The organism is Isoptericola halotolerans, from assembly GCF_045689585.1.
Lineage (GTDB): Bacteria > Actinomycetota > Actinomycetes > Actinomycetales > Cellulomonadaceae > Isoptericola > Isoptericola halotolerans_B.
Window position 1 is genome coordinate 3,990,257 of sequence record NZ_CP140108.1, and the last position, 21,199, is coordinate 4,011,455.

The following is a 21,199-nucleotide window of genomic DNA, read 5'->3' on the forward strand; positions in this document are numbered from 1 at the left end:
GGCCGAAGTAGGCCGCTCTCCGGGTGAGGAGAAGACGAAGGCCGCGGGTCCCGGTGGACTCCGCGGCCTGGATCGGTCAGAGGACCGGTGGTCTCCAGGGAGCGGAGTCGGGTGCGAGATCGACGAGGGCTGCCCCAGCGCCGTGACGCGTACGGAAACGGAAGGCCGGCGCGCACGTGCTCAGGGCAGAGCTCTCCCCCGCCGTGACGTGCTTGCCGCCCATCATCTGCTGAGTGATGATGTCCATCTTGTGCGCACCTCCTTCGTCATCTCGGGTTCCTGCCTCTCGGCAGGCACCGCTCCAACTCGGTCATGACGAGCATAGACGGCTCGGCCGGACCTGCCACATCTTTTTCCGAAGTTCTTTCTGACGACTTCTCCGACCTCTCTCAGACGCCCGCCGGAGCGCTCTCGACGAGCGCGATCAGGGTGGGTCCGTAGCGGTCGATCTTGGCCGGCCCGATGCCGTTGATCCGGGCGAGCTGGGAGGTCGACGTCGGCCGGAGCTCGGCGATCGCCGCCAGGGTCGCGTCCCCGAGCACCGTGTAGGCCGGCTTGTCGGTCTCCCGGGCCACGGACAGCCGCCACTCACGCAGTGCGTCGAAGAGCTGCACGTCGGCCTGCCCCGTCAGCCGGGCCCGCGCCTGGCCCTTCGACGGACGCGTGCGCCCGCCGCCGCGACCGTCGTCGGGCCAGATCCCGTCGAGGAAGCGGGTCCGCTTGCGCGTCGCCCGCCCGCCGGGGTTCCGGGACCGGGCGTACGAGATGTCCAGGTGCTCGCGTGCCCGCGTGATGCCGACGTAGAGCAGCCGGCGCTCCTCGGCGACGCCCTCGTCCGTCTCGACGAGGGAGATCGGCATCAACCCCTCGCTCATCCCGGCGAGGAACACGGCGTCCCACTCGAGCCCCTTCGCCGAATGCAGCGAGGCGAGCGTCACGCCGTCGACCGTCGGGGCGTGCTGGGCGGCGGCACGCTCGGCCAGCTCGTCGACCAGGTTCTGCAGGGTGGCCGGAGCGTCCTCCGGTGCCGCTGCCGCGAGATCGTCCGCCAGCCCGACGAGTGCCTGCATGGCCTCCCAGCGCTCACGCGTCGCGCCGCGCACCGCCGACGACTTCTCCGACCAGCCCGCGGAGAGCAGCACGTCGCGCACCTGCTCCGGCATCGGCTGGTCCGGGTCCGCCGACCGCGCGGCGCCCCGCAGCAGCACGACGGCGTCGCGCACGTCCTTGCGCTGGAAGAACCGCGCCCCACCACGCACCTGATAGCTCACCCCGGCGTCGGAGAAGGCGGACTCGAACGCGGCCGACTGCGCGTTGGTGCGGTACAGCACCGCGATCTCGCTGGCGCGCACACCGTCGGCGACGAGGCGCGCGGCCCGGGCCGCGATGCCCGTCGCCTCCGACTCGTCGTCGTCGTAGGTCGTGAAGCGCACCGGCGGACCGGCCGGGCGCTGCGCCAGCAGCTCGAGAGCACCGGTCACCCGCCCGCGGCGCAGCACGTCGTTGGCGAGGTGCACCACCTGCGGCGTCGAGCGATAGTCACGGACGAGCCGCACGACGTGGGCCTCGCGGTACGTCCGGGTGAAGTCCAGCAGGTAGTGCGGCGTCGCACCCGTGAACGAGTAGATCGTCTGGGACGGGTCGCCCACGACGCAGAGCTCCTTGCGGCCGCCCAGCCACTGGTCGAGCAGGAACTGCTGCAGCGGGGAGACGTCCTGGAACTCGTCGACCACGAAGTGCCGGTACTGCGAGCGCACCTGGTCGGCGACGTGCGGGTGCGAACCCAGCATGTCGGCGAGCATCAGCAGCACGTCCTCGAAGTCGATGACGCCACGCTCGGTCTTGACGTCCTCGTACGCGGCGACCAGGCGGGCCACGGTCTGGTGGTCGTAGCCCGACGGCGCGGGCCGGTCGTCCGCGGCGGCCGCCTTGACGTAGTCCTCGGCCGTGACCAGCGACACCTTGGCCCACTCGACCTCGCTGGCCAGGTCGCGCACGGCCACCCGGTCGACGCTCGCCCCGATGCGGCGCGCCGCCTCGGCCACCGCAGGCGCCTTGTGCTCGAGGATCTGCGGCGGCGCGCCGCCGACGATCCGCGGCCAGAAGTAGCCCAGCTGGCGCAGCGCGGCGGCGTGGAAGGTCCGGGCCTGGACACCGGCGACGCCGAGCTCTCGCAAGCGCGTGCGCATCTCCCCCGCGGCGCGCGCGGTGAACGTGACGGCGAGCACCGACGTCGGAGGATAAGCACCCGTGCGAACCCCGTAGGCGATGCGGTGGGTGATCGCCCGCGTCTTGCCGGTCCCGGCGCCGGCCAGCACGCAGACCGGTCCGGCCAGGGCGAGCGCGACCTCACGCTGCTCCGGATCGAGTGCGTCGAGGATCGCGTCGGGATGAAGCGGGGCGCCCGGGGAGTTGGTCAGAGCTGACATCGTCTGCGATTGTCGCAGGCGTCGCCCACACCGCTGCCCGCCATCCACAGGAGGACCCGATGACCGCCCGCCCCGCCCTGCCCGACCTCGGCACCGTCACCATGTACTCGACCGCGTGGTGCGGGTACTGCCGCCGGCTGCGCACGCAGCTCGACTCCGCCGGCATCGGGTACACGGTGATCGACATCGAGGAGCATCCGGAGACGGCGGAGTACGTCGAGCAGGTCAACGGCGGCAACCAGACCGTGCCGACCGTCGTCTACCCGGACGGTTCCGCGGCGACCAACCCCTCGCTGGCGGACGTCCAGGCGGCGCTCGCCCGCTGAGTCGCGCGGCGGCCGGCTGAGTCCCGCGGCGGCCCGCCGAGGCGGCGTCGCTACCGCGCGGGAAGCTCCCTGCCGAACCACTCCTCGATCAGCGCGCGAGCGATCGAGTGCCGGCCGGGCAGACCGACCTCGCCGGAGGCCGCGGCCGCCGCCAGCTCGTCCCGTGTGAACCAGCGGGCGTCCGTCACCTCCTCGTCGTCGGTCTGCACCGCCGTCGCGACCGCCCGTGCCCGGAACCCGAGCATGAGCGAGGCCGGGAACGGCCACGCCTGGCTGCCCCGGTAGACCACGTCGCCGGGCGACGTGCCGACGACGACCCCCGTCTCCTCCGCCACCTCCCGGCGGACGGTGTCCTCCAGCGCCTCGCCGGCCTCGACGAACCCGGCCAGCGTCGAGAACCGCCCCGCGGGCCAGGTCGCGGCGTGCCCCAGGAGGATCCGGTCCGCGTCGTCCACGACCGCCATGATCACGGCCGGGTCGGTGCGGGGATAGGTCTCGCGCTCGTCGACCGGGCAGTGGCGTGCCCACCCGGCCTGGACGACGGCGGTCGGCTCGCCGCAGCGTCCGCAGCGGCGGTGGGTGGAGTGCCACCCCGCCAACGCGACGGCCGCGACCGAGAGCCCGTGCACCAGCACGACGTCCGGCTCCGCCGCCGCCAGCGCCCCGGACTGCCCGAGGACGATCTGCCGCAGACCCGCCCAGGCCGCCGCGCCCGGAGGCAGGGTCTCGTCGCCGTCGGGCAGGACGACCGAGAGGTAGGCCGTCCCGTCCGCCTCGCCGAGGAACGCCCAGGACGCATCGACCGGCGCGTCGAGGAGGGCGGCCGGCGGCAGCAGGGTCGCGCGCGGGATCTCCTGCCCGACGACGGCGAGCCGGCCACCGTGCAGCGCCAGCACGCGGGTGCTCGGGTCTGCGCGCAGCCGCCCGACGAGGTCCGGCTCGGTGCGGCGGTGCGCTGCCCGGTCGTGGCCGGCGCGGGAGAACGGGAGCTCGAGTGGGTGCACGCCACGACGCTACGTCACCTCGTCCCGGGAACATCAACGCCCACCGACTGCTCCGCGGCGTCGGACACGCCGACCGGCGGGACACGCCCGGCGACGCAGCGGGGCAGCGGCCCGCAGCCGCACTACGGTGGGCCTGTGCCCCGCAGCCCGCTCGCCCTCGCCGCGTTGTCGACGGCCGCCGTACCCGGTCTCGACGCCCGGACCGTGCGGCGCGAGGACGTGCCCGGCGACTACGACGTCGCGGTGGTGACGACCGGTTCCGGGGACGAGTGGATGGTCCGTGCGCCCGCGACGACCCTGGCAGGGGCCGCCCTCGAGGCGGAGATCGAGCTGCTCGAGTCGCTGCACCTGTACGTCGACGCCGGGGTGCTGCCGTTCGCCGTGCCGCACGTCGCCGGCTCGGCGCTGCTGCCCGAGGGCGGACGCGCCGTCGTCCACCAGCGGCTGGGTGGGGCGCCGCTGGACATCTCGACGCTGCGCCCCGGACCGGGCCTGGCCGCCGACCTGGGCCGGACGCTCGCCGCGGTGCACGAGCTGCCGACCGCGGTCGTCGAGGCCTGCGGACTGCCGTCGTACACCTCGGCGGAGTACCGCGAGCGCCGGCTGGTGGAGCTCGACGAGGCCGCGGCGACTCGCCGGGTCCCCGGCGACCTGCTGCGTCGGTGGGAGACGGCACTGGAGGACGTGAGCCTGTGGCGGTTCCAGCCGGTCGTCGTGCACGGGGACCTCGCCCCGGATCAGGTGCTCGTCACCGGTCAGCGGGTCACGAGCGTCAGCGGATGGTCCGACGCACGGGTCGCCGACCCGGCCGACGATCTCGCGTGGCTGCTCGCCGCCGCCCCGCCGGACTGCGTGGACGCGATCATGGAGGCCTACCAGCTGCGGCGCACCGAGCTGACCGACCCGCGCCTCGTCGACCGCGCTCTGCTGGTGAGCGAGCTGGCGCTCGCGCGGTGGCTCATGCACGGCGTGCGCCGCGGGCTGCCCGACGTCGTCGCCGACGCCGAGTCGATGCTGGCGGACCTGGACGAGGCCACCCGCGAGGACACCCCCGCCTGAGGCGGAGGTGCAGCGCAGCGTGAGGGCCGGGGGCCGGAGCGGTCGTCCGGAGCGAGCTTGCGAGTGCAGGACGCCCGCGACCCACCGGAACGAGGCACTCGCGCGCAGCGGAGCCGTCGCCTCGGGCGGAACGGCACCGCCTGAGGCGGAGGTGCAGCGCAGTCCTACTCCCCGCGCACCAGGGCCTCCAGCCCGTCCTCGTCGAGCAGCTCGGCGGGCCGCACCGTGGTACCGGACGCCACGTACACGAACGCCGCGCTGACCTTCTCCACGGGCAGACCTGTCCACCGAGCCCAGGCCAGCCGGTAGGCAGCGAGCTGCACCTCGCGCTGGGCCCGGTCGGCGGGGTCGCGCGGCTCACGGCCGGTCTTCCAGTCCACGACGACGACGGCATGCGGCTCGCCCGGGTCCGGCGGCGGCGCGTCGGGGTCGAGGAACACGGCGTCCATGCGTGAGCGCACCATGACGCCGGCGACGGGGGTCTCGACATCCTGCTCGACGGCGACCGGTGTCAGCCTCGCCCAGGGTGTCTGCTCGAAGCGGGTGCGCAGGTCCTCCAGCGCCAGGTCGGTCGCGACGTCGAGCTCGTCCGCCCCCGGCAGGTCCTCGACGTCCAGGAGAGACGCCGAGGAGTAGAACTGCTCGACCCAGGCGTGGAACAGCGTGCCCCGACGGGCGTGCACGGTCGGTTCGTTCGGCAGCGGGCGGCGCAGCTGACGGGCGAACTCGTCCCGGTCGCGGGCCAGCCGCACCAGCCCCGAGGCCGAGACGTGCGCCGGCATCTCCACGGACGGTTCGACCCGCTCGGCTCGTTCGGCGAGCAGGATCTCCGTGAGCTCGACGAGGTCGTGCCCGGCCCGGTCGAGCAGCACCCCCTGCCGGGGAGCGGCGTCGGACGCGTCCGCCACCCGGGCCGCGGTGGCGCGCAGCAGCGCGCGAGGGGTGGCGGCGGGGTCGGCGGTGGTCGCTGCGGGGGCGCTGCCGTCGGGTCGCTCGACCGCCGCGGGCCACACGTCGGTCCGTTCGATCTCGTCGCGGGGGTTGGACGCTGCTCCGTCCGGGGCGGGTTCCCAGCCCTCGGCCTGGACGATCCCGGCCTCCGCGAGCTCGACGAGGAACGGCGAGACGCGCCGCGGCCGGCTGCCGGTCCCCCACCAGTGGGCGGTGCAGAACAGCTCACGGCGGGCTCGGGTGAACGCGACATAGGCGAGGCGTCGTTCCTCCGCGAGCTGGTGCTCTCCGCAGTCGAGCCGGAACTCGTCGCGCCGGGCGAGGAGGTCCTTGGTGTCCGTCGCGAGGTCGAACCGGAAGCGCGGCAGGTCGTCGGCGTCGCCCCGCAGGTGGTAGGGCAGCTCCCCCAGTCCGGTGAGCCATCCGCTGCTCGTGCGCCCCTTCGACGACTCGGCCACGGTCGGGAAGATCCCGTCGACGAGGCCGGGCACGGCGACGACGTCCCACTCAAGCCCCTTGGCGGCGTGCGCGGTGATGACCTGGACGGCGTCGGGGTCGGGCTCCCGGACGGGCATGTCGAGCCCGCGCTCCTGGTCGTCGGCCACCCCCAACCAGGCGAGGAACGCGCCGAGCGTCGCCACGTCCGCCGACTGCGCGAAGCTCGCGGCCACGTCGCGGAACGCGTCGAGGTGCTCGCGCCCACGGCGGCTGATGCGCTCGGCGGCCGCCATCCCGTCCGGCCCCGACCCGACGGCGAGCGCGAGCGTCTCCGCGGTCGCGACCTCGACGTCGAGCCCGAGGGCGCGCTCGGCGGTGACGACGAGCTCGGGCAGCGAGAGGTAGGTGAGCGAACGCAGCTCGCGCAGGAGCCGGGCCAGGGCCGTGAGCCGCGTGTGCCCCTCGGAGGTCAGGGCGCGACCGTCCGTGGCGGCCTGGCCCGGGGCGGGGAGGTCGTCGAGCGCGTCCACGACGGAACGGTGGTCGACCACGTCGCCCTCGACGACCGCCGGACCTTCGGCGTCGGGTGCGCCGGCGCCCGACCGGCGGGCGCTGCGGGGTGCGTCCCGCCGGGCGAGGTCGGCGGCCCAGGAGCCGAGAGCGTGCAGGTCGGCAGCACCCAGGTTGACGCGCGGCCCGGTGAGCAGCCGCAGCAACGAGTCGCCGCGGGACGGGTCGTGCACGGCCTCGAGCAGCGCCACGACGTCCACCACCTCGGGCGTGGTGAGCAGGCCGCCGAGCCCGACGACCTCCACCGGCAGCCCGCGGCGGCGCAGCGCCGTCTCCAGGGCGGCGAACTGCGAGCGTGCCCGGCACAGCACGGCCGCCGTGACCCGGTCGGACGCGTCCGGGCGCGAGGCACGTCGCCACCGGGCGGCGACGAAGTCGGCGACCGCCTCGGCCTCCTCCTCGAGGGTGGCGGCGACGTGCGCCGCGACGGAGCCGGCCCCGGCGCCGGGACGCAGGTCGAGCGGCGGCACCGGCACCGCGGTCGCACCTGGCGTCTCCCGCAGGGGGCCCGAGGCGACGTTGGCCGCGGCGAGCACGGCGGCGTCGTTTCGCCACGACGTGCTGAGGTAGCGCACCGACGCAGCGGTACCGTCGGCGTGCCGGAAGCGCTCGGGGAAGCGGGACAGCCCGGAGGCCGAGGCTCCCCGCCAGCCGTAGATCGACTGGTGCGGGTCGCCGACGGCGGTGACGGCGTGCCCGTCGCGGAACAGCCCGGCCAGGAGCTCCACCTGGGCGAAGGACGTGTCCTGGTACTCGTCGAGCAGGACCACCCGGTACCTGGCGCGTTCCGCGTCGCCGACCGCGGGCACCGTCCGGGCGAGCTCGGCGGCGAGCGCGACCTGGTCGCCGAAGTCGAGGGAGTCGGTGTGTCGCTTGCGCCGTCGGTACTCGGCCACCAGGTCGAGGAGCCGGGAGCGTGCGGCGACGGAGCCGACGAGCTGGTCGACGTCCTTGGTGCGGGAGCGCTGCCTCGGTCCGAGGGGCAGCGTGTCGAGACGCTCGACCAGGTCTTCCAGGGCGCCACGGGCGGCGTCGACGTCGAGCAGGTGCTCCCCCAGCGCGCCCGACAACGACAGGACCGCGCCGACGACGGTGCTCACGGCCTTGTCCGTCTCCAGGTCGCCGTCCCAGGACTCGACGACCTCGGCGGCGAGCTGCCACTGGTTGGCACCTCCCAGGAGCCGCGAACCCGGCTCGACCCCGAGCCGGAGGCCGTGGTCCGCCACGAGCGACGCCGCGTAGGCGTTGTACGTGGCGATCGTAGGACGCGCCAGCAGGTCGAGGTCCGCGGCCGACCGTCCGCGGGCACGGGCGAGCTGCCCGAGGCGCGACTGCACCCGGGTCGACAGCTCACCGGCGGCCTTGCGCGTGAACGTCAGGCCGAGGACCTCCTCGGGTTCGACGAGGTCGTTCGCGAGGAGCCAGACGACGCGCGCGGCCATCGTCTCGGTCTTGCCCGAGCCGGCTCCGGCGACGACGAGCACCGGCTCGAGCGGCGCCTCGATGACGGCGACCTGCTCGTCGGTCGGGGCCGGACGGCCGAGCAGCTCCGCGATGTCGCGAGGCGACAGCCGGGGGACGGCGGCACCTGCCTCGGGCGCCGCCGCACCGGCAGGGTCGTCCAGCTCCGGGAACCCGAGCTCGGCGCTGCGCCGCTCGCCACCGAGGGCTTCGTGGTCGAGCCCCTCGAACGTGAGCTCACCGAACCCGTGACCGGATCCCGGCTCGGAGGCCTGTGGCGTCGTCACGAGATCACGCTCCGTCCCTCGGTCTGCACGGGACAGCTGCGCCGCACCGGGCACATGCCGCACAGGTCGTTCTCGCGGGCCCGGAAGGCGGAGTCCGCCATCGTGTCGGCGGCCTGCTCCACCAGGGCCCGCGCCCAGCTCGAGCCGTCGGCGCCGGTGTCCAGGGCCGGCTGGTCACGCAGCGACGGACCCTTGGTGGGGGTCCCCACGAACACGAGGCGGGCGCCGGAGCTGCGGGTATCCTCCGGCAGCCCGAGCGCTCCACCGTCCACGGCGAGCTGGTAGGCACCGAGCTGCGGGTTCTCGGCCGCCTTGTCCTTGGAGGGCGCGCTGCGGCCCGTCTTGAGGTCAGCCACGACCACGCCGTCGCCGCCGTCGCTCTCGACCCGGTCGATCTTCCCCCGCAGCCGGGCGCGTCCCAGCGTCAGGTCGAAGGACGGCTCGACGAGGACCGGCTCGCCGGACCCCTGGAAGTAGTCCGCGAGTCGGCCGACCATCTCCTCGGCCCGACGGCGGAGCTGGCGGCTCGGCCACCCCTCGGGCAGGGCCAGCTCGGGCCAGCGCCGGTCGAGCTCAGCGCGCAGGACGTGCGCAGGAGCCGACGGGTGCGTCTCGGCGATGCTGTGCACCAGCGTGCCGAGACTCTGGTGCGTCGCGTCCGGCGCCGTCCCGCCCGCGGACTCGAACGCCCACCGCAGCGCGCAGGTGGTGACGGTGTCGACCTTCGACGGCGAGACCACGACCTCGTCCTGCGACCCCCACAGCGGCGCGTCGCTGGAAGCGTGCGCCACCCCGTACCAGGTCCGCGGGTCGGCCTCCGGCACCCCGGCCTCGGCGAGCCGGGCGAGCAGCGCCGCGGCGGCGTCGGCCCGCGGATCCGGGCCGTCTCTGCCGGTACTGCCGGCGCGGCCGGCTACCTCCCGCACGAGCTCGGCGCGCGCAGCGGCCACGACGCCGCGCAGGTCGAGCGGCTGTCCCACCGGGACGCGCCGCGGGTCGGGGCCCTCCACCGAGCTCTCGGGGCGCGGGGCGACCAGGTCGCAGAAGACCGACGGGCTGTCCTCGGTGTCCTCGACCGCGGTGACGAGCAACCGCCGCCGGGCTCGCGAGACCGCCACCGCGAAGGCGCGGAGCTCGTCGGCGAGCACCTGGGCACGGGCTTCCTTGCCCACCCCGTGCGCGTCCTGGACCCGCCCGGCGAGCAGCTCGACGAGGGCCTGGGACCCGAGCAGCGAGTCGCGCAGGCGCAGGTCGGGCCACACCCCGTCCTGCACCCCGGCCACCACGACGACGTCCCACTCGCGCCCGGCAGCACCGGCGGGCGTCAGCGCCTCGACGGCGCGGGCGCCGGTGGCGGACGCGGCGAGCGAGTCGGCCGGCAGGTCCTGCGACGCGACGTAGTCGACGAACGCGGCGACCGGGGCGCCCGGCATCCTTTCGACGTACGTCTCGGCGGCGCGGAACAGCGCGAGGACCGCATCCAGGTCGCGGTCCGCGCGCACCCCGGCGGGTCCGCCGGCCAGCGCCGCGTCGCGCCAGCGGTCCGCCAGGCCGGTGGCCGCCCACACGGCCCACAGGACGGTCTGGGCGGTAGCGCCGTCCACGGCCGCCGCCTCGCGACCGGCGGCGAGCACGCGCGCGACCGCCACCGGTCCACGGCGGACCGCCGACGGCAGGGTCGCCGCCCGTGCGGGATCGCCCAGGACCTCGACGAGCAGCGCGTCGGACGACCGCCCGCCGCCGCCGGAGAGCTCCTCGGCACGCAGGGCGCGGCGCAGACGGCGCAGGGAGACCGCGTCCAGGCCCCCGAGCGGCGAGGTGAGGAGCAGCGCCGCGGCCTCGGCGTCCAGCGTGGGCAGCGGGTCCGGGCGGGACGCCTCGTCGACGTCGTCCGGCGACGACGGGCGCTCCGCGGGCTCCAGGTCGGCGAGCATCCGGTCGAGCGCGCCGGGACCGGCGCACACCCGCAACGCGGCGAGCAGCGGGACGACGGCGGGCTCGTCCCGCAGCGGGACGTCCGAGCCGAGGAGCGCCACCGGCACGGAGGCCGCCACGAGGTCGCGGCGCAGCGCGGCGAGCTGGTCACCGCTGCGCGCCAGCACCGCCATCCGCTCCCACGGGGTGCCGTGCAGCAGGTGCTCGGCCCGCAGCTCACGCGCGATGTAGGCCGCCTCCTGCGCCGCACCGGACAGGACCGCGACGTCCGCACGTGGCGTCGGCACGCCGTCGGCGGCCCCGCCCGGACGGGGCGCCGCGCCCCGGTGCAGCGCGCCGGACACCGTCGCGACCCGGGAGGTGACGGCGAGCGTGACCTCGCGCAGCAGCTCGGGCTGGCGCCACGCGGTCCCGAGCACGACCGTGCGGGCGTCGAAGGCGCCGATCTCGCCGGGCCGGGCGCCGGCCCGACCGACCAGCGCGGGGGCGGCGCCGCGGAAGCCCTGGACGGCGACGTCGGGGTCGGCCAGCAGCGCGAGCCGCGCTCCGGCGTCGTGCAGCACGCCGAGCAGGCGGGCGGTCGCGACCGTCCCCTCCTGGTAGTCGTCGACGACGACGAGGTCCCACGACGGGGCGGGCGCCCCGGTCACGTCCCACGTCGCCAGGGTGTGCGCCGCCTCGTCCACCACGACCGCCGGGTCGTACCGCGCGCCCGCGTCCGGGGTGCCGATCCGCAGGGCGGTGACGTCGAGGTACTCCTCGTAGAGCCGGGCGGCGAGCCGCCACTCGGGCCGCTCGTGGCGGCGCGCGAGGTCGTCCAGGTCGACGGGTGCCAACCCACGCTCGGCGGCACGCATGAGCAGGTCGCGCAGCTCTTGGCGCAGGCCGCGCAGCCCGAGCGACTCCTCGGGCAGACCCTCGGGCAGGGGCAGCGGCGCGCCCTCCCCGGCGAGGTGGCCGGCGAGCAGCTCGGCCAGCACGAGGTCCTGCTCGGGCCCCGAGACCAGGGTGGGCGGGGGCTCGCCGAGCGCCGCGGACCGCGTGCGCAGGACGGTGAAGGCGGCGGACGCGGCCGTGCGCACCATCGGGGCGCCGATCGTGCGCCCCGCGCCGGCCGCGACCTCGTCGCGCAGCCGGGCCGCCGAGCGGCGGGTGGCCGCGAGGACCAGCACGCGCGAGGGGTCGGTGCCGGCCTCGATCGCACGGACCGCGATCTCCCGCGCCACGGTGGTCCGGCCCGTTCCCGGGGCGCCGACCACGAGCGTCGCGGGTCCTTCGAGCGCCGCCTCCACGGCTGCCGTCTGGGTCTCGTCCAGCGCGACGGCGGCCCCGGCGGGCTGCGCGGGGGCCGGCGGCACGAGGCGGACGGAGCTGCTGGGTGTCACGGGGGCGATTCGACCACGAGCCTCCGACAGCGGCTCTGCACCGGACCGGCCCACCCGGCGCGCCGGTCGCACGCGTTCACCCTGCGCGGACGGTGCCGCCCGCACGCTCGCCCGTGCATAGGATCGGGGCAGACCGTCCATCCGGCGCCGCAGGTCGCGGCGCCTCGCGCGAAGGAGTCAACGTGGAGATCACGATCGGTGTGCAGAACCTGAGCCGCGAGCTGGTGGTCGAGACCGACCAGAAGGCCGACGACGTCGCGAAGGCCGTGCGCAAGGCGCTCGACGGCGGTGCCGCGCTCGAGCTCACCGACACCAAGGGCCGCCAGATCATCGTCCCCACCGCCACCATCGGCTACGTCGAGATCGGCAGCGGCGAGCAGCGCCCGGTGGGCTTCGGCAACCTCTGAGCGGGATGCGGCTCGCCGTCTCAGGCGGCGAGCCGCATGCGGTCCATACGCCGCGTGTGCTCGCCGGTCAGCCGGGCCACCAACCAGGTGCGCACGGCGTCGTCGCGGTCCGGGGCGGGCGGCAGGTCCACCCCGGACCGGGAGGCCGACTCGGCCGCCAGCGCGGCCAGCTCCGGCCGCCGGCCCAGCAGGGCGGTGACCACGCCCAGCGCCTCGCCGACCACACGCCGGCCCCACAGCGCCAGCCGCGAGCCGAGCACGTCGTCGGCGGCGGCGAGCCGGGCCAGCAACCAGATGGCCTCCGCGTCCGCGCCGGCGTCGGCGCCGGCCTCCGGCCCGGGAGCGGGCCGCTCCAGCACCTGGCGCACCGCCCGGCCGCTCGAGCCGTCGAGACCGCCGGCGAGGACCCGGCAGAAGTCCTGGGCAACCCCGTGGCCCACGACACCCTTGAGCAGGCCCTCGGCCCAGTCGTCGGTGTCGGTCCGTGCGTCGAAGTCCGTGAGGGCGTCGTCGAAGGGAGCCATCACGGCGGCCCCCACCACGCCCGGCACCACGCCGTCGTCCGCGCTGACCAGGGCCAGCAGGGCCCGCTGCCGGCCGAGCGCACGGTCGGCGCCGTCCGCCAGCGCCTGGCGGGTCGCGAGGTCCGGGGCGTCCACGGACCGCGCCGCCAGCAGGCCGAACTCCGCGAGCTCGGTGTAGGCGGCCAGCCCCACCAGCTCGACGGCCGGTGCGGGCACGGTGGGATCGACGCCGGCGGCGCTGCGGGAGCTCTTCACCGGACCAGGATAGGTCGCACCGTGACGGACGCCTCCCGCCGATCGGTGTGCGTTCCGATACGATGGTGTGGTACTTCGGTTGCCCGGTCGTCTCGTTGCAGACCCCCCGTGCTCACCGCGCGATGTCCTTTCGCGATCGGCTGCCGACCACCTCGGCGCAGCGTCCGACCCGCGGCAAGCCCTCTGGTCAGCCCTCGCGGTCCGTCGCGCCGACGACATGCGAAGGCACCCAGTGACCACCACAGACCTCACCCCGGACGGCGCCGCCGAGGCTACCGCGGGCAGCGACCAGGCGACCGACGACCTCGACTACTCGAGCGCGGCAGCCATCCAGGCCCAGGACGTCAGCTTCGCGGACTTCGGCGTCCGCGAGGAGATCGTCCGGGCGCTCAGCGACTCCGGCATCACGCACCCGTTCCCCATCCAGGCGATGACCCTCCCGGTCGCGCTGCAGGGCCACGACATCATCGGCCAGGCCAAGACCGGCACGGGCAAGACCCTCGGCTTCGGCGTGCCGCTGCTGCACCGCGTCGTCGCACCGGGCGAGCCCGGGTTCGACGAGCTGCCCGCCCCGGGCAAGCCGCAGGCCCTCGTCGTGGCACCGACGCGCGAGCTCGCCTCGCAGGTGGCCCGCGACCTGGAGACCGCGTCGAAGCACCGCAGCGTCCGCATCGTGCAGATCTACGGCGGCCGCGCCTACGAGCCGCAGATCGAGACGCTGAACACCGGCGTCGAGGTCGTCGTCGGCACGCCGGGACGCATGGTCGACCTGCTCAACCAGGGTCACCTCAATCTCACCCGTGCCGCCACCGTCGTCCTCGACGAGGCCGACGAGATGCTCGACCTCGGGTTCCTGCCCGACGTCGAGAAGATCCTGTCCCGCACGCCCGCCGTGCGCCACACCATGCTGTTCTCCGCGACCATGCCCGGCCCGGTCGTCTCCATGGCCCGCCGCTACATGTCGCAGCCCACGCACATCCGTGCGGCCGACCCGGACGACGACGGCGCGACGGTGAAGAACACCCGCCAGGTCGTCTACCGCGCCCATGCGCTGGACAAGGTCGAGGTGCTGGCCCGCATCCTGCAGGCCGAGGGTCGTGGCCGCACGATCGTGTTCGCCCGCACCAAGCGCACCGCAGCCAAGGTGTCCGACGAGCTGCGCACCCGCGGGTTCGCCGCCGGCGCGATCCACGGCGACCTCGGCCAAGGTGCGCGCGAGCAGGCGCTGCGCGCGCTGCGGCACGGCAACATCGACGTGCTGGTCGCCACGGACGTCGCGGCCCGCGGCATCGACGTCACCGACGTGACGCACGTGATCAACTACCAGTGCCCCGAGGACGAGCGCACCTACCTGCACCGCATCGGTCGCACCGGCCGTGCCGGCAACAAGGGCACCGCGATCACGTTCGTCGACTGGGACGACGTGCCCCGCTGGCAGATGATCGACCGCACGCTGGACCTCGGGTTCCCCGAGCCGGTCGAGACCTACTCGTCCTCGCCGCACCTGCTCAGCGACCTCGGCATCCCTGAGGGCACCAAGGGCCGGCTGCCGAAGGGTGCCCAGAGGCTCGGCGGCCTCGACGCCGAGGAGCTCGAGGACCTCGGCGAGACGGGCAAGCGTCCGAGCAGCGGTCGCGACGGCGGCCGGGGCGGCTCGGGCGGCGGTCAGGGCAAGGGCCGGCGTGAGGGCGGCCGGGGCCGTACCGGCGACGGCGGCCGCGGTCGCGACGGCGGACGTCGCGGTGGCTCGGCCTCCGGCAGCTCCCGGCCCGACGGCGAGCAGCGGTCGAGCGAGCAGCGCACGGGGGACGAGGGCTCCGGCGAGGGCCAGCGCCGCCGTCGCCGTCGCCGCCGTCCCCGCACCGGCTCCGAGGGCCAGGCGGGCGGCGCGGAGGCCTGAGCGACCCGCCACCACGCCGAGCAGGAGCCTGGTCCCGCTTTCCCTCCGGATTGCGGGACCAGGCTCCTGTTCGGCACCCGGGGGCGTACGGTGCTGCACATGCAGCTGAGCTTCACGGCCCCGATGTGGCAGTGGGCGGCCCGGCAGGGTGACGCCTGGTGGTTCGTCACGCTGCCGCCCGAGGAGTCCGACGTGCTCGCCGACATCCCGCTGCCGCCGCGCGGGTTCGGGTCCGTCCGGGTCCGCGTGACGGTGGGGGCCACGACGTGGCAGACGTCCGTGTTCCCCTCCAAGGAGCACGAGGCCTTCATCCTGCCGATGAAGAAGACCGTGCGGCGCGCCGAGAACCTCGGTCCCGACACCCTCGTCGAGGTCACCCTCACCCCCGTCGACGTGTGACCGCGGCGCGGCCGCGCGGCTACGCGGTCTGCACGAACTCGATGACGGCGTCGGCGATCTGCTGGACCGCGATCGCTGCGAGCAGGATGCCCGCGATCCGGGTGATGAGCGTGACCCCGGAGTCCTTGAGCACCCGGTGCAGCACGTCGGCGAAGCGCATCGCCAGGTAGAGGCAGACGTGCACCAGCACGATGGCCACCGAGATCGCCACGATTCCCGGCACCCCCTCGTCCTCGGCCCTCGCCTGCTGGACGAACACCATCGTCGCGACGATGGCGCCCGGCCCGGCGAGCAGCGGGGTCCCCAGGGGGACCAGGGCGACGTTCGCACCCGGGGTCGCCGCCGTGGCCTCCCCGGACTCGAACTTCCCCGTGAGCAGCTGCATGGCGACGATGAGCAGCAGCAGTCCTCCCGACGCCTGCAGCGCCGCCAGGGAGATGCCCATGTACTGCAGGAGCTGCTGGCCGAACAGCGCGAAGGTCACGATGACGCCGAACGCCACCAGCACGGCCTGCAGGGCGGCCCGGCTGCGCTGCTTGGAGCCCATCGTGGACGTCAGGGCCAGGAAGACCGGGATGGTGCCGGGCGGGTCCATGATGACCCACAGCGTGACGAACGCCTGCGTGAACAACGTCAGGTCGATGACGTGGCTCACGGCCGCAGCACCTCCAGCCGGCCCCGTCGTTCGATCTCGGACAGCACGTCGGGATCGGTCACGTTCTCCCCGATGCGGTTCAGCTTGCCGGTGCCGTGGTAGTCGCTCGACCCGGTCGCCAGGAGTCCCAGGTCCGCCGCCAGGACCGCCAGCCGTCGACGGTCGGCGTCCTCGTGGTCGCGGTGGTCGACCTCGAGCCCGGCCAGCCCGGCGTCCGCGAGCTCGGCGATCGTCTCCTCGGTGACGACCCGGCCGCGCTTGCCGGCCCGGGGGTGGGCCATCACCGGCACACCGCCGGCGGCCAGGACGGCCCGGACCGCGTCCGCCGTGTCGGGGGCGTAGTGCGGCACGTAGTACCGGGCGCCCGGGTGGAGCATGGTCGCGAACGCCTCGTCCCGGTCGGCGGCGACGCCCGCGGCCACCAGGGCGTCGGCGAGGTGGGGGCGCCCGACGGTCGCTCCGTCGTGCGTCTGGGCCACCACGTCGTCCCAGGTCAGCGGGAAATCCTCGGCGAGGAGCTCGGCCATCCGGCGGGCCCGGGTGACGCGGTCGTCGCGGGTGCGGGCGAGCTCGGTCAGGAGGGCCGGGTGGGCGGGGTCGTGCAGGTAGGCGAGCAGGTGGACGCTGAGCCCGCCACCCGGCACGGTGGCTCGTGTCGAGATCTCCGTGCCCCGCACGAGGGCGACGCCCGTGCTCGCCACGCTCGCGGCGGCGTCGGCCCACCCGCTGGTGGTGTCGTGGTCGGTGAGGGCGACGGTGGCCAGGCCGGCCGCGGCCGCGGCCTCCATGACCTGACGAGGCGTGTCCGTGCCGTCGGACGCCCGCGAGTGCGTATGGAGGTCGATCACCCGGCAAGTGTACGGACGCCGATGCTCACAACGTCTCCACGGGGCCCGACGCAGGCTTCCGCCAGCGGTCCCCGGTCGCGCGCGACCATCGAAGGGATGAACCAGCACCTCGACCTGCACGCCGAGCCGCAGAGCGACGCCCGGTCCACGCCGTCCGCCCGCTCGGCGGCACCGCCGGCGGGCGTGGTGTTCGTGCACGGCATGCGGACGTCGTCCGCGATCTGGCGAGACCAGGTCGACCACGTGCGGCGCGCGGGCCACGAGGCGGTCGCGGTCGACCTGCCCGCCCACGGGGCGCGACGCACCGAACGCTTCTCCATGCAGCGTGCGTTCGAGGTGCTCGACGGCGCGGCGGCCTCGTTCCGGCCCGGCTCCCCCGTCGTCGTCGTCGGCCTGTCCCTGGGCGGGTACACGTCGCTCGCCTGGGCCGCGCGCCGCAGCCGGGAGGCGGCCGGCGGCGGGCCCGACCTGGCCGGTGTCGTCGCCGCCGCGTGCACCACCGACCCCCGGGGCAAGCCCGTGGCCCTCTTCCGGGACGCCGCACGTCTCGCCGTCTCGGGGACGACGACGGCGCGACGGGCCGCGCTGCGAACCTGGCGGACCGCCGCCGGGTGCGATCGCGTCCGCCCGGGAGGCACCGACGTGCCGGCGATGACGGGCGGGCCGAGAAGCGCACCGGGGAGCAGGCGGACGGCCGATGGGTACCGACCGGGCTGGGACGTGGTGACGGACGCCCTCACCGGGCTCGCCGGCCGGTCCTCGGTGGCGAGCCTGCGCGCGATCCAGGCACCCGTCTGGCTGGTCAACGGTGCCCGGGACCGGATGCGCCTGGAGGAGTCCCGGCACCTGGCGGCGGCCGCCCGGGGCGCCCTCGTCGTCGTCCCGCGGGCCGGGCACGACGTCAACTCCGACGCGCCCACCGCCTTCAACGACACCTTGACGAGGGCCCTGCGCGAGTTCGGCCGCCGGTGAGACGGGGGCGTCTTCGTCGACACCGCCGGTGCCGTCGGCAGGTGGGAGGATGGACGTCATGAACGACACCACCCCGGTCGACCAGACCCGTGACGACACCGTCGAGGACCGTGGGAGCAACCGTTCCCACCGCCCGGACTCCCAGGCGTTCAAGGACTTCATCACCTCGCAGTGGGGACCGCGCCCGGACCTCGGCACGACGCCGGGCCGCGCGGCCCCGTTCACCGCCGAGCGCCGCGCGAAGCTGTCGGCCCGCTTCGCGGGGACGCGGCTGGTGATCCCTGCGGGGCCGCTGAAGCAGCGCTCCAACGACACGGACTACCGGTTCCGGCCGCACTCCGCGTTCGCCCACCTCACCGGGCTCGGGACCGACCAGGAGCCCGACGCCGTGCTCGTCATGCACCCCGTGGCGGAGGGCGAGGGTGACCCCGGCGCGGACGGCTCCGGTACGCACCACCACGCCGTGCTCTACGTGCGCCCGCTGGCGCCCCGCAACACCGAGGAGTTCTACGCCGACTCCCGCTACGGCGAGTTCTGGGTGGGCGCACGCCCCAGCCTGGACGACGTCACGACGCTGACGGGCATCGAGGCACGGCACGTGGACGAGCTGCGCGAGGCTCTCGCCAAGGACGTCGGGGCGGACGGCGTGCAGGTGCTGGTGATCACCGAGGCGGACGAGGAGATCGCCGCGCTGATCGAGGCGATCCGCACCGAGGCCGGCACCCAGGAGGACGCGTCCGACGAGTCGCTGGCCGAGGCCGTCTCGGAGCTGCGCCTGGTGAAGGACGAGCTCGAGATCGAGCTCATGCGCGACGCCGTCGACCGGACGATCGCCGGGTTCGAGGCCGTCGTGCTCGCGCTGCCCCGCGCGGTGGAGCACCGTCGTGGCGAACGGGTCATCGAGACGACGTTCGACGCGCACGCCCGCCTCGAGGGCAACGCCGTGGGCTACGAGACGATCGCGGCTGCCGGCGAGCACGCCACGACGCTGCACTGGATCACCAACGACGGCCAGGTCCGGTCCGGCCAGATGGTGCTGCTGGACGGCGGCGTCGAGATCGACGAGCTCTACACGGCCGACGTGACCCGCACCCTGCCGGTCGACGGCGAGTACACCGACGTCCAGCGCCGCGTCTACACGGCCGTGCTCGACGCCGCGGACGCCGCGTTCGCCGCCGCGCGGCCCGGGGCGAGGTTCCGCGACGTGCACACCGCGGCCATGGAGGTCATCGCGGCCCGGCTGGAGGAGTGGGGCCTGCTCCCCGTCTCCGCGGAGGAGGCCCTGACCCCGGAGGGGCAGCAGCACCGCCGCTGGATGGTGCACGGCACGTCGCACCACCTCGGGCTGGACGTGCACGACTGCGCGCAGGCCCGCCGCGAGATGTACCTCGACGGCGTGCTGGAGCCGGGCATGGTCTTCACCATCGAGCCGGGGCTGTACTTCAAGGCCGACGACCTCGCGGTGCCCGAGGAGTACCGCGGCATCGGCGTACGGATCGAGGACGACGTGCTCGTCACCGCCGACGGCAACGAGAACCTGTCGGCGGCGCTGCCGCGCCGCCCGGAGGACGTCGAGGCGTGGATGGCGCGCCTGCGCGGCTGACCAGCGGTCCTGCGGTGACTCACGGCCGGCGCCGGTTGCGGGTCACCGCAGGCGGTCACCGGTCGCGCGGGGGCGCGTACGGGTCGTCCGGGTCCACCGTGGAGTCCGGGGCGGCCGTGGCCGAACCGGTCGGCGGCTGCGGGCCGGTCCGCGACGGGTCCTCGGGCAGGTCCGGGCCGGTGGCGGGCGGCTGCGGGTGCGGGTGCGGGTGCGACGGCCCCTCGCCGCCGGCGACCGAGGACGTGGAGGAGCCGCTCGCACCGGCATCGCCCGCGCCGTCGGACCCGCCGGCGCCCTCCGAGCCTGCGGAACCCTCGGCCCCGCCCGGGCGCATCGCCCCGTAGCGCGGGGCGCCGTCGGGCATCGTCCACCGGGGGTCCGGTGCCGAGGGCGCGGCGGGGGCCGCCGGACGCTCGGGGGTGCGCTGCTTGCCGAGCCCGCTCGGCGAGCCCGAGAGCATCCGCCGGGCCTCGCCGGCCTGCTCGGTGGCGCAGAGGATGGCGTACGTCGAGGCGACGATCTGCGACTGTGACGTGAAGTCACGCCGTCCGCCCGTGAACGCGTAGGACAGCACGGAGAACATCAGGCCGAACCCGGCACCCAGGGCGAGGGCCACGACGAGCACCCCGGCCTCCCCACCGGCGAAGAGCGTGAGGAGCAGGCCGACGAAGAACCCGAACCAGGCACCGGAGAGCGCCCCGGCGAGCGCGACCCGCCCGTAGGTGAGCCGGCCGGTGACCCGCTCGACCATGCGCAGGTCGGTCCCCACGATGGTGACGTGCTGGACGGCGAACTTCTCGTCCGACAGGTAGTCGACCGCCTTCTGGGCCTCCAGGTAGGAGTCGTAGGCGGCGATCTCCTCCCCCTTCGGCAGGGTCGGCACGCGGGGCACGACGGACTGGCGACTCATGCTCATCTGGTCAGTATCCCGCACGGGGCGCCCGGCCTGCTACAGCAATCGCCCGGTCGGCCCCGCACGTCGCCCGCCCGGGGCCGGCTCGGGCGGGTCACAGGCCCTGCCAGGACGGCTTGGACGCGTACGTCTGGCGGTAGTACCCCGCCAGCTGCAACCGCGACGCCGCCGCCTCGTCGACCAGCACCGTGGCATGCGGATGCCACTGCATCACCGTCGCCGGCCACAACGCCGAGACCGGCCCCTCCACCAGCTGGTGGATCGCCTGCGCCTTGTGCCTCCCGGTCGCCAGGAGCACCAGGTGCCGGGCCTCCATGATCGTGCCGAGCCCCTGCGTCAGGCAGTGCGTCGGGACCTGGTCCACCTCGTCGTCGAAGAACCGCGCGTTGTCCACCCGCGTCTGCTGCGTCAACGTCTTGATCCGTGTGCGCGACGCCAGGGACGATCCCGGCTCGTTGAACCCGATGTGCCCGTCCGTACCGATCCCCAGGATCTGCAGGTCCACGCCGCCCGCCGCCGCGATCGACCGCTCGTACGCCGCGCACGCGGCCGGCAGGTCCGTCGCCGCCCCGTCCGGGCCCGCGACGCGCTCGGCGGGCCAGCCCACGCGGTCGGCGATCTCCGTGGCGATGACGTTGCGGTACCGCTGGGGGTGGTCCGCGGACAGCCCGACGTACTCGTCGAGCATGAACCCCCACGCCCGCCCGAACGACAGCCCCTCCTCGACATGACGCCGCACCAGCTCGTCATACACCGCCAACGGGCTCGACCCCGTCGCCAACCCCAGCACCGGCTCGCCCCGCGAACCCAGCACCCCCTCGACCGCATCAGCAGCCAGCACCGCCAGCTCCTGCGCCGGAGCGATCACGACCTCCATC

The 21,199-nt window shown here is 74.9% G+C and carries 16 protein-coding genes; 7 read left to right on the forward strand and 9 right to left on the reverse strand.

The window, feature by feature from the left end:
- Nucleotides 1-389: 389 nt before the first annotated feature.
- Complete coding sequence (locus tag UQW22_RS18780; protein ID WP_407318739.1) at nucleotides 390-2,429, reverse strand: ATP-dependent helicase; 2,040 nt, start codon at nucleotides 2,427-2,429, stop codon at nucleotides 390-392.
- A gap of 59 nt (nucleotides 2,430-2,488) precedes the next feature.
- Here UQW22_RS18780 and UQW22_RS18785 point away from each other — a divergent pair, with 59 nt between their 5' ends.
- Nucleotides 2,489-2,755, forward strand: a complete 267-nt coding sequence (locus tag UQW22_RS18785; RefSeq protein ID WP_407318741.1) for a mycoredoxin — start codon at nucleotides 2,489-2,491, stop codon at nucleotides 2,753-2,755.
- Nucleotides 2,756-2,805: 50 nt separating this feature from the next.
- Here UQW22_RS18785 and nudC read toward each other — a convergent pair whose 3' ends face one another.
- Entirely contained in the window at nucleotides 2,806-3,759 is a 954-nt protein-coding gene (gene nudC / locus UQW22_RS18790) for an NAD(+) diphosphatase (protein ID WP_407318742.1), read from the reverse strand.
- A 135-nt stretch (nucleotides 3,760-3,894) separates the two neighbouring features.
- On the opposite strand from nudC, the gene UQW22_RS18795 reads away from it, so the two are divergent.
- Nucleotides 3,895-4,818, forward strand: a complete 924-nt coding sequence (locus UQW22_RS18795; RefSeq protein ID WP_407318743.1) for a macrolide 2'-phosphotransferase — start codon at nucleotides 3,895-3,897, stop codon at nucleotides 4,816-4,818.
- 164 nt (nucleotides 4,819-4,982) lie between these two features.
- On the opposite strand, the gene UQW22_RS18800 is transcribed toward UQW22_RS18795, so the two are convergent.
- Together UQW22_RS18800 and UQW22_RS18805 are read right to left on the reverse strand one after the other, a co-directional pair.
- Complete coding sequence (locus UQW22_RS18800) at nucleotides 4,983-8,525, reverse strand: UvrD-helicase domain-containing protein (protein ID WP_407318745.1); 3,543 nt, start codon at nucleotides 8,523-8,525, stop codon at nucleotides 4,983-4,985.
- Complete coding sequence (locus UQW22_RS18805) at nucleotides 8,522-11,845, reverse strand: ATP-dependent helicase (protein ID WP_407318747.1); 3,324 nt, start codon at nucleotides 11,843-11,845, stop codon at nucleotides 8,522-8,524. Before UQW22_RS18805 ends, UQW22_RS18800 begins: the two co-directional genes overlap by 4 nt.
- Nucleotides 11,846-12,027: 182 nt before the next feature.
- On the opposite strand from UQW22_RS18805, the gene UQW22_RS18810 reads away from it, so the two are divergent.
- Entirely contained in the window at nucleotides 12,028-12,252 is a 225-nt protein-coding gene (locus UQW22_RS18810; RefSeq protein ID WP_407318748.1) for a DUF3107 domain-containing protein, read from the forward strand.
- Nucleotides 12,253-12,272: 20 nt separating this feature from the next.
- Here UQW22_RS18810 and UQW22_RS18815 read toward each other — a convergent pair whose 3' ends face one another.
- The gene (locus UQW22_RS18815) at nucleotides 12,273-13,031 is read right to left on the reverse strand and encodes a ferritin-like fold-containing protein (RefSeq protein WP_407318749.1); all 759 of its coding nucleotides are present in this window, start codon (nucleotides 13,029-13,031) and stop codon (nucleotides 12,273-12,275) included.
- A gap of 217 nt (nucleotides 13,032-13,248) precedes the next feature.
- Between UQW22_RS18815 and UQW22_RS18820 the strand changes: the two genes are divergently transcribed.
- Nucleotides 13,249-14,931, forward strand: a complete 1,683-nt coding sequence (locus UQW22_RS18820) for a DEAD/DEAH box helicase (RefSeq protein ID WP_407318750.1) — start codon at nucleotides 13,249-13,251, stop codon at nucleotides 14,929-14,931.
- Between the two features lie 99 nt (nucleotides 14,932-15,030).
- Nucleotides 15,031-15,330, forward strand: a complete 300-nt coding sequence (locus UQW22_RS18825; RefSeq protein WP_407318751.1) for a DUF1905 domain-containing protein — start codon at nucleotides 15,031-15,033, stop codon at nucleotides 15,328-15,330.
- Nucleotides 15,331-15,349: 19 nt separating this feature from the next.
- On the opposite strand, the gene UQW22_RS18830 is transcribed toward UQW22_RS18825, so the two are convergent.
- Together UQW22_RS18830 and UQW22_RS18835 are read right to left on the reverse strand one after the other, a co-directional pair.
- Nucleotides 15,350-15,985: a MarC family protein gene (locus UQW22_RS18830; protein WP_407318752.1), complete on the reverse strand. Its 636-nt coding sequence runs from the start codon at nucleotides 15,983-15,985 to the stop codon at nucleotides 15,350-15,352.
- Entirely contained in the window at nucleotides 15,982-16,833 is an 852-nt protein-coding gene (locus UQW22_RS18835) for a PHP domain-containing protein (RefSeq protein WP_407318753.1), read from the reverse strand. Before UQW22_RS18835 ends, UQW22_RS18830 begins: the two co-directional genes overlap by 4 nt.
- 96 nt (nucleotides 16,834-16,929) lie before the next feature.
- Here UQW22_RS18835 and UQW22_RS18840 point away from each other — a divergent pair, with 96 nt between their 5' ends.
- Nucleotides 16,930-17,805, forward strand: coding sequence for an alpha/beta fold hydrolase (locus UQW22_RS18840; RefSeq protein ID WP_407318754.1), 876 nt, complete (start codon nucleotides 16,930-16,932; stop codon nucleotides 17,803-17,805).
- Nucleotides 17,806-17,854: 49 nt separating this feature from the next.
- Complete coding sequence (locus UQW22_RS18845; protein ID WP_407318756.1) at nucleotides 17,855-19,408, forward strand: aminopeptidase P family protein; 1,554 nt, start codon at nucleotides 17,855-17,857, stop codon at nucleotides 19,406-19,408.
- A gap of 55 nt (nucleotides 19,409-19,463) precedes the next feature.
- Here UQW22_RS18845 and UQW22_RS18850 read toward each other — a convergent pair whose 3' ends face one another.
- Entirely contained in the window at nucleotides 19,464-20,324 is an 861-nt protein-coding gene (locus UQW22_RS18850; protein ID WP_407318757.1) for a general stress protein, read from the reverse strand.
- A 91-nt stretch (nucleotides 20,325-20,415) separates the two neighbouring features.
- Nucleotides 20,416-21,198, reverse strand: a complete 783-nt coding sequence (gene nagB, locus UQW22_RS18855) for a glucosamine-6-phosphate deaminase (protein ID WP_407318515.1) — start codon at nucleotides 21,196-21,198, stop codon at nucleotides 20,416-20,418.
- Nucleotide 21,199: the final 1 nt, after the last annotated feature.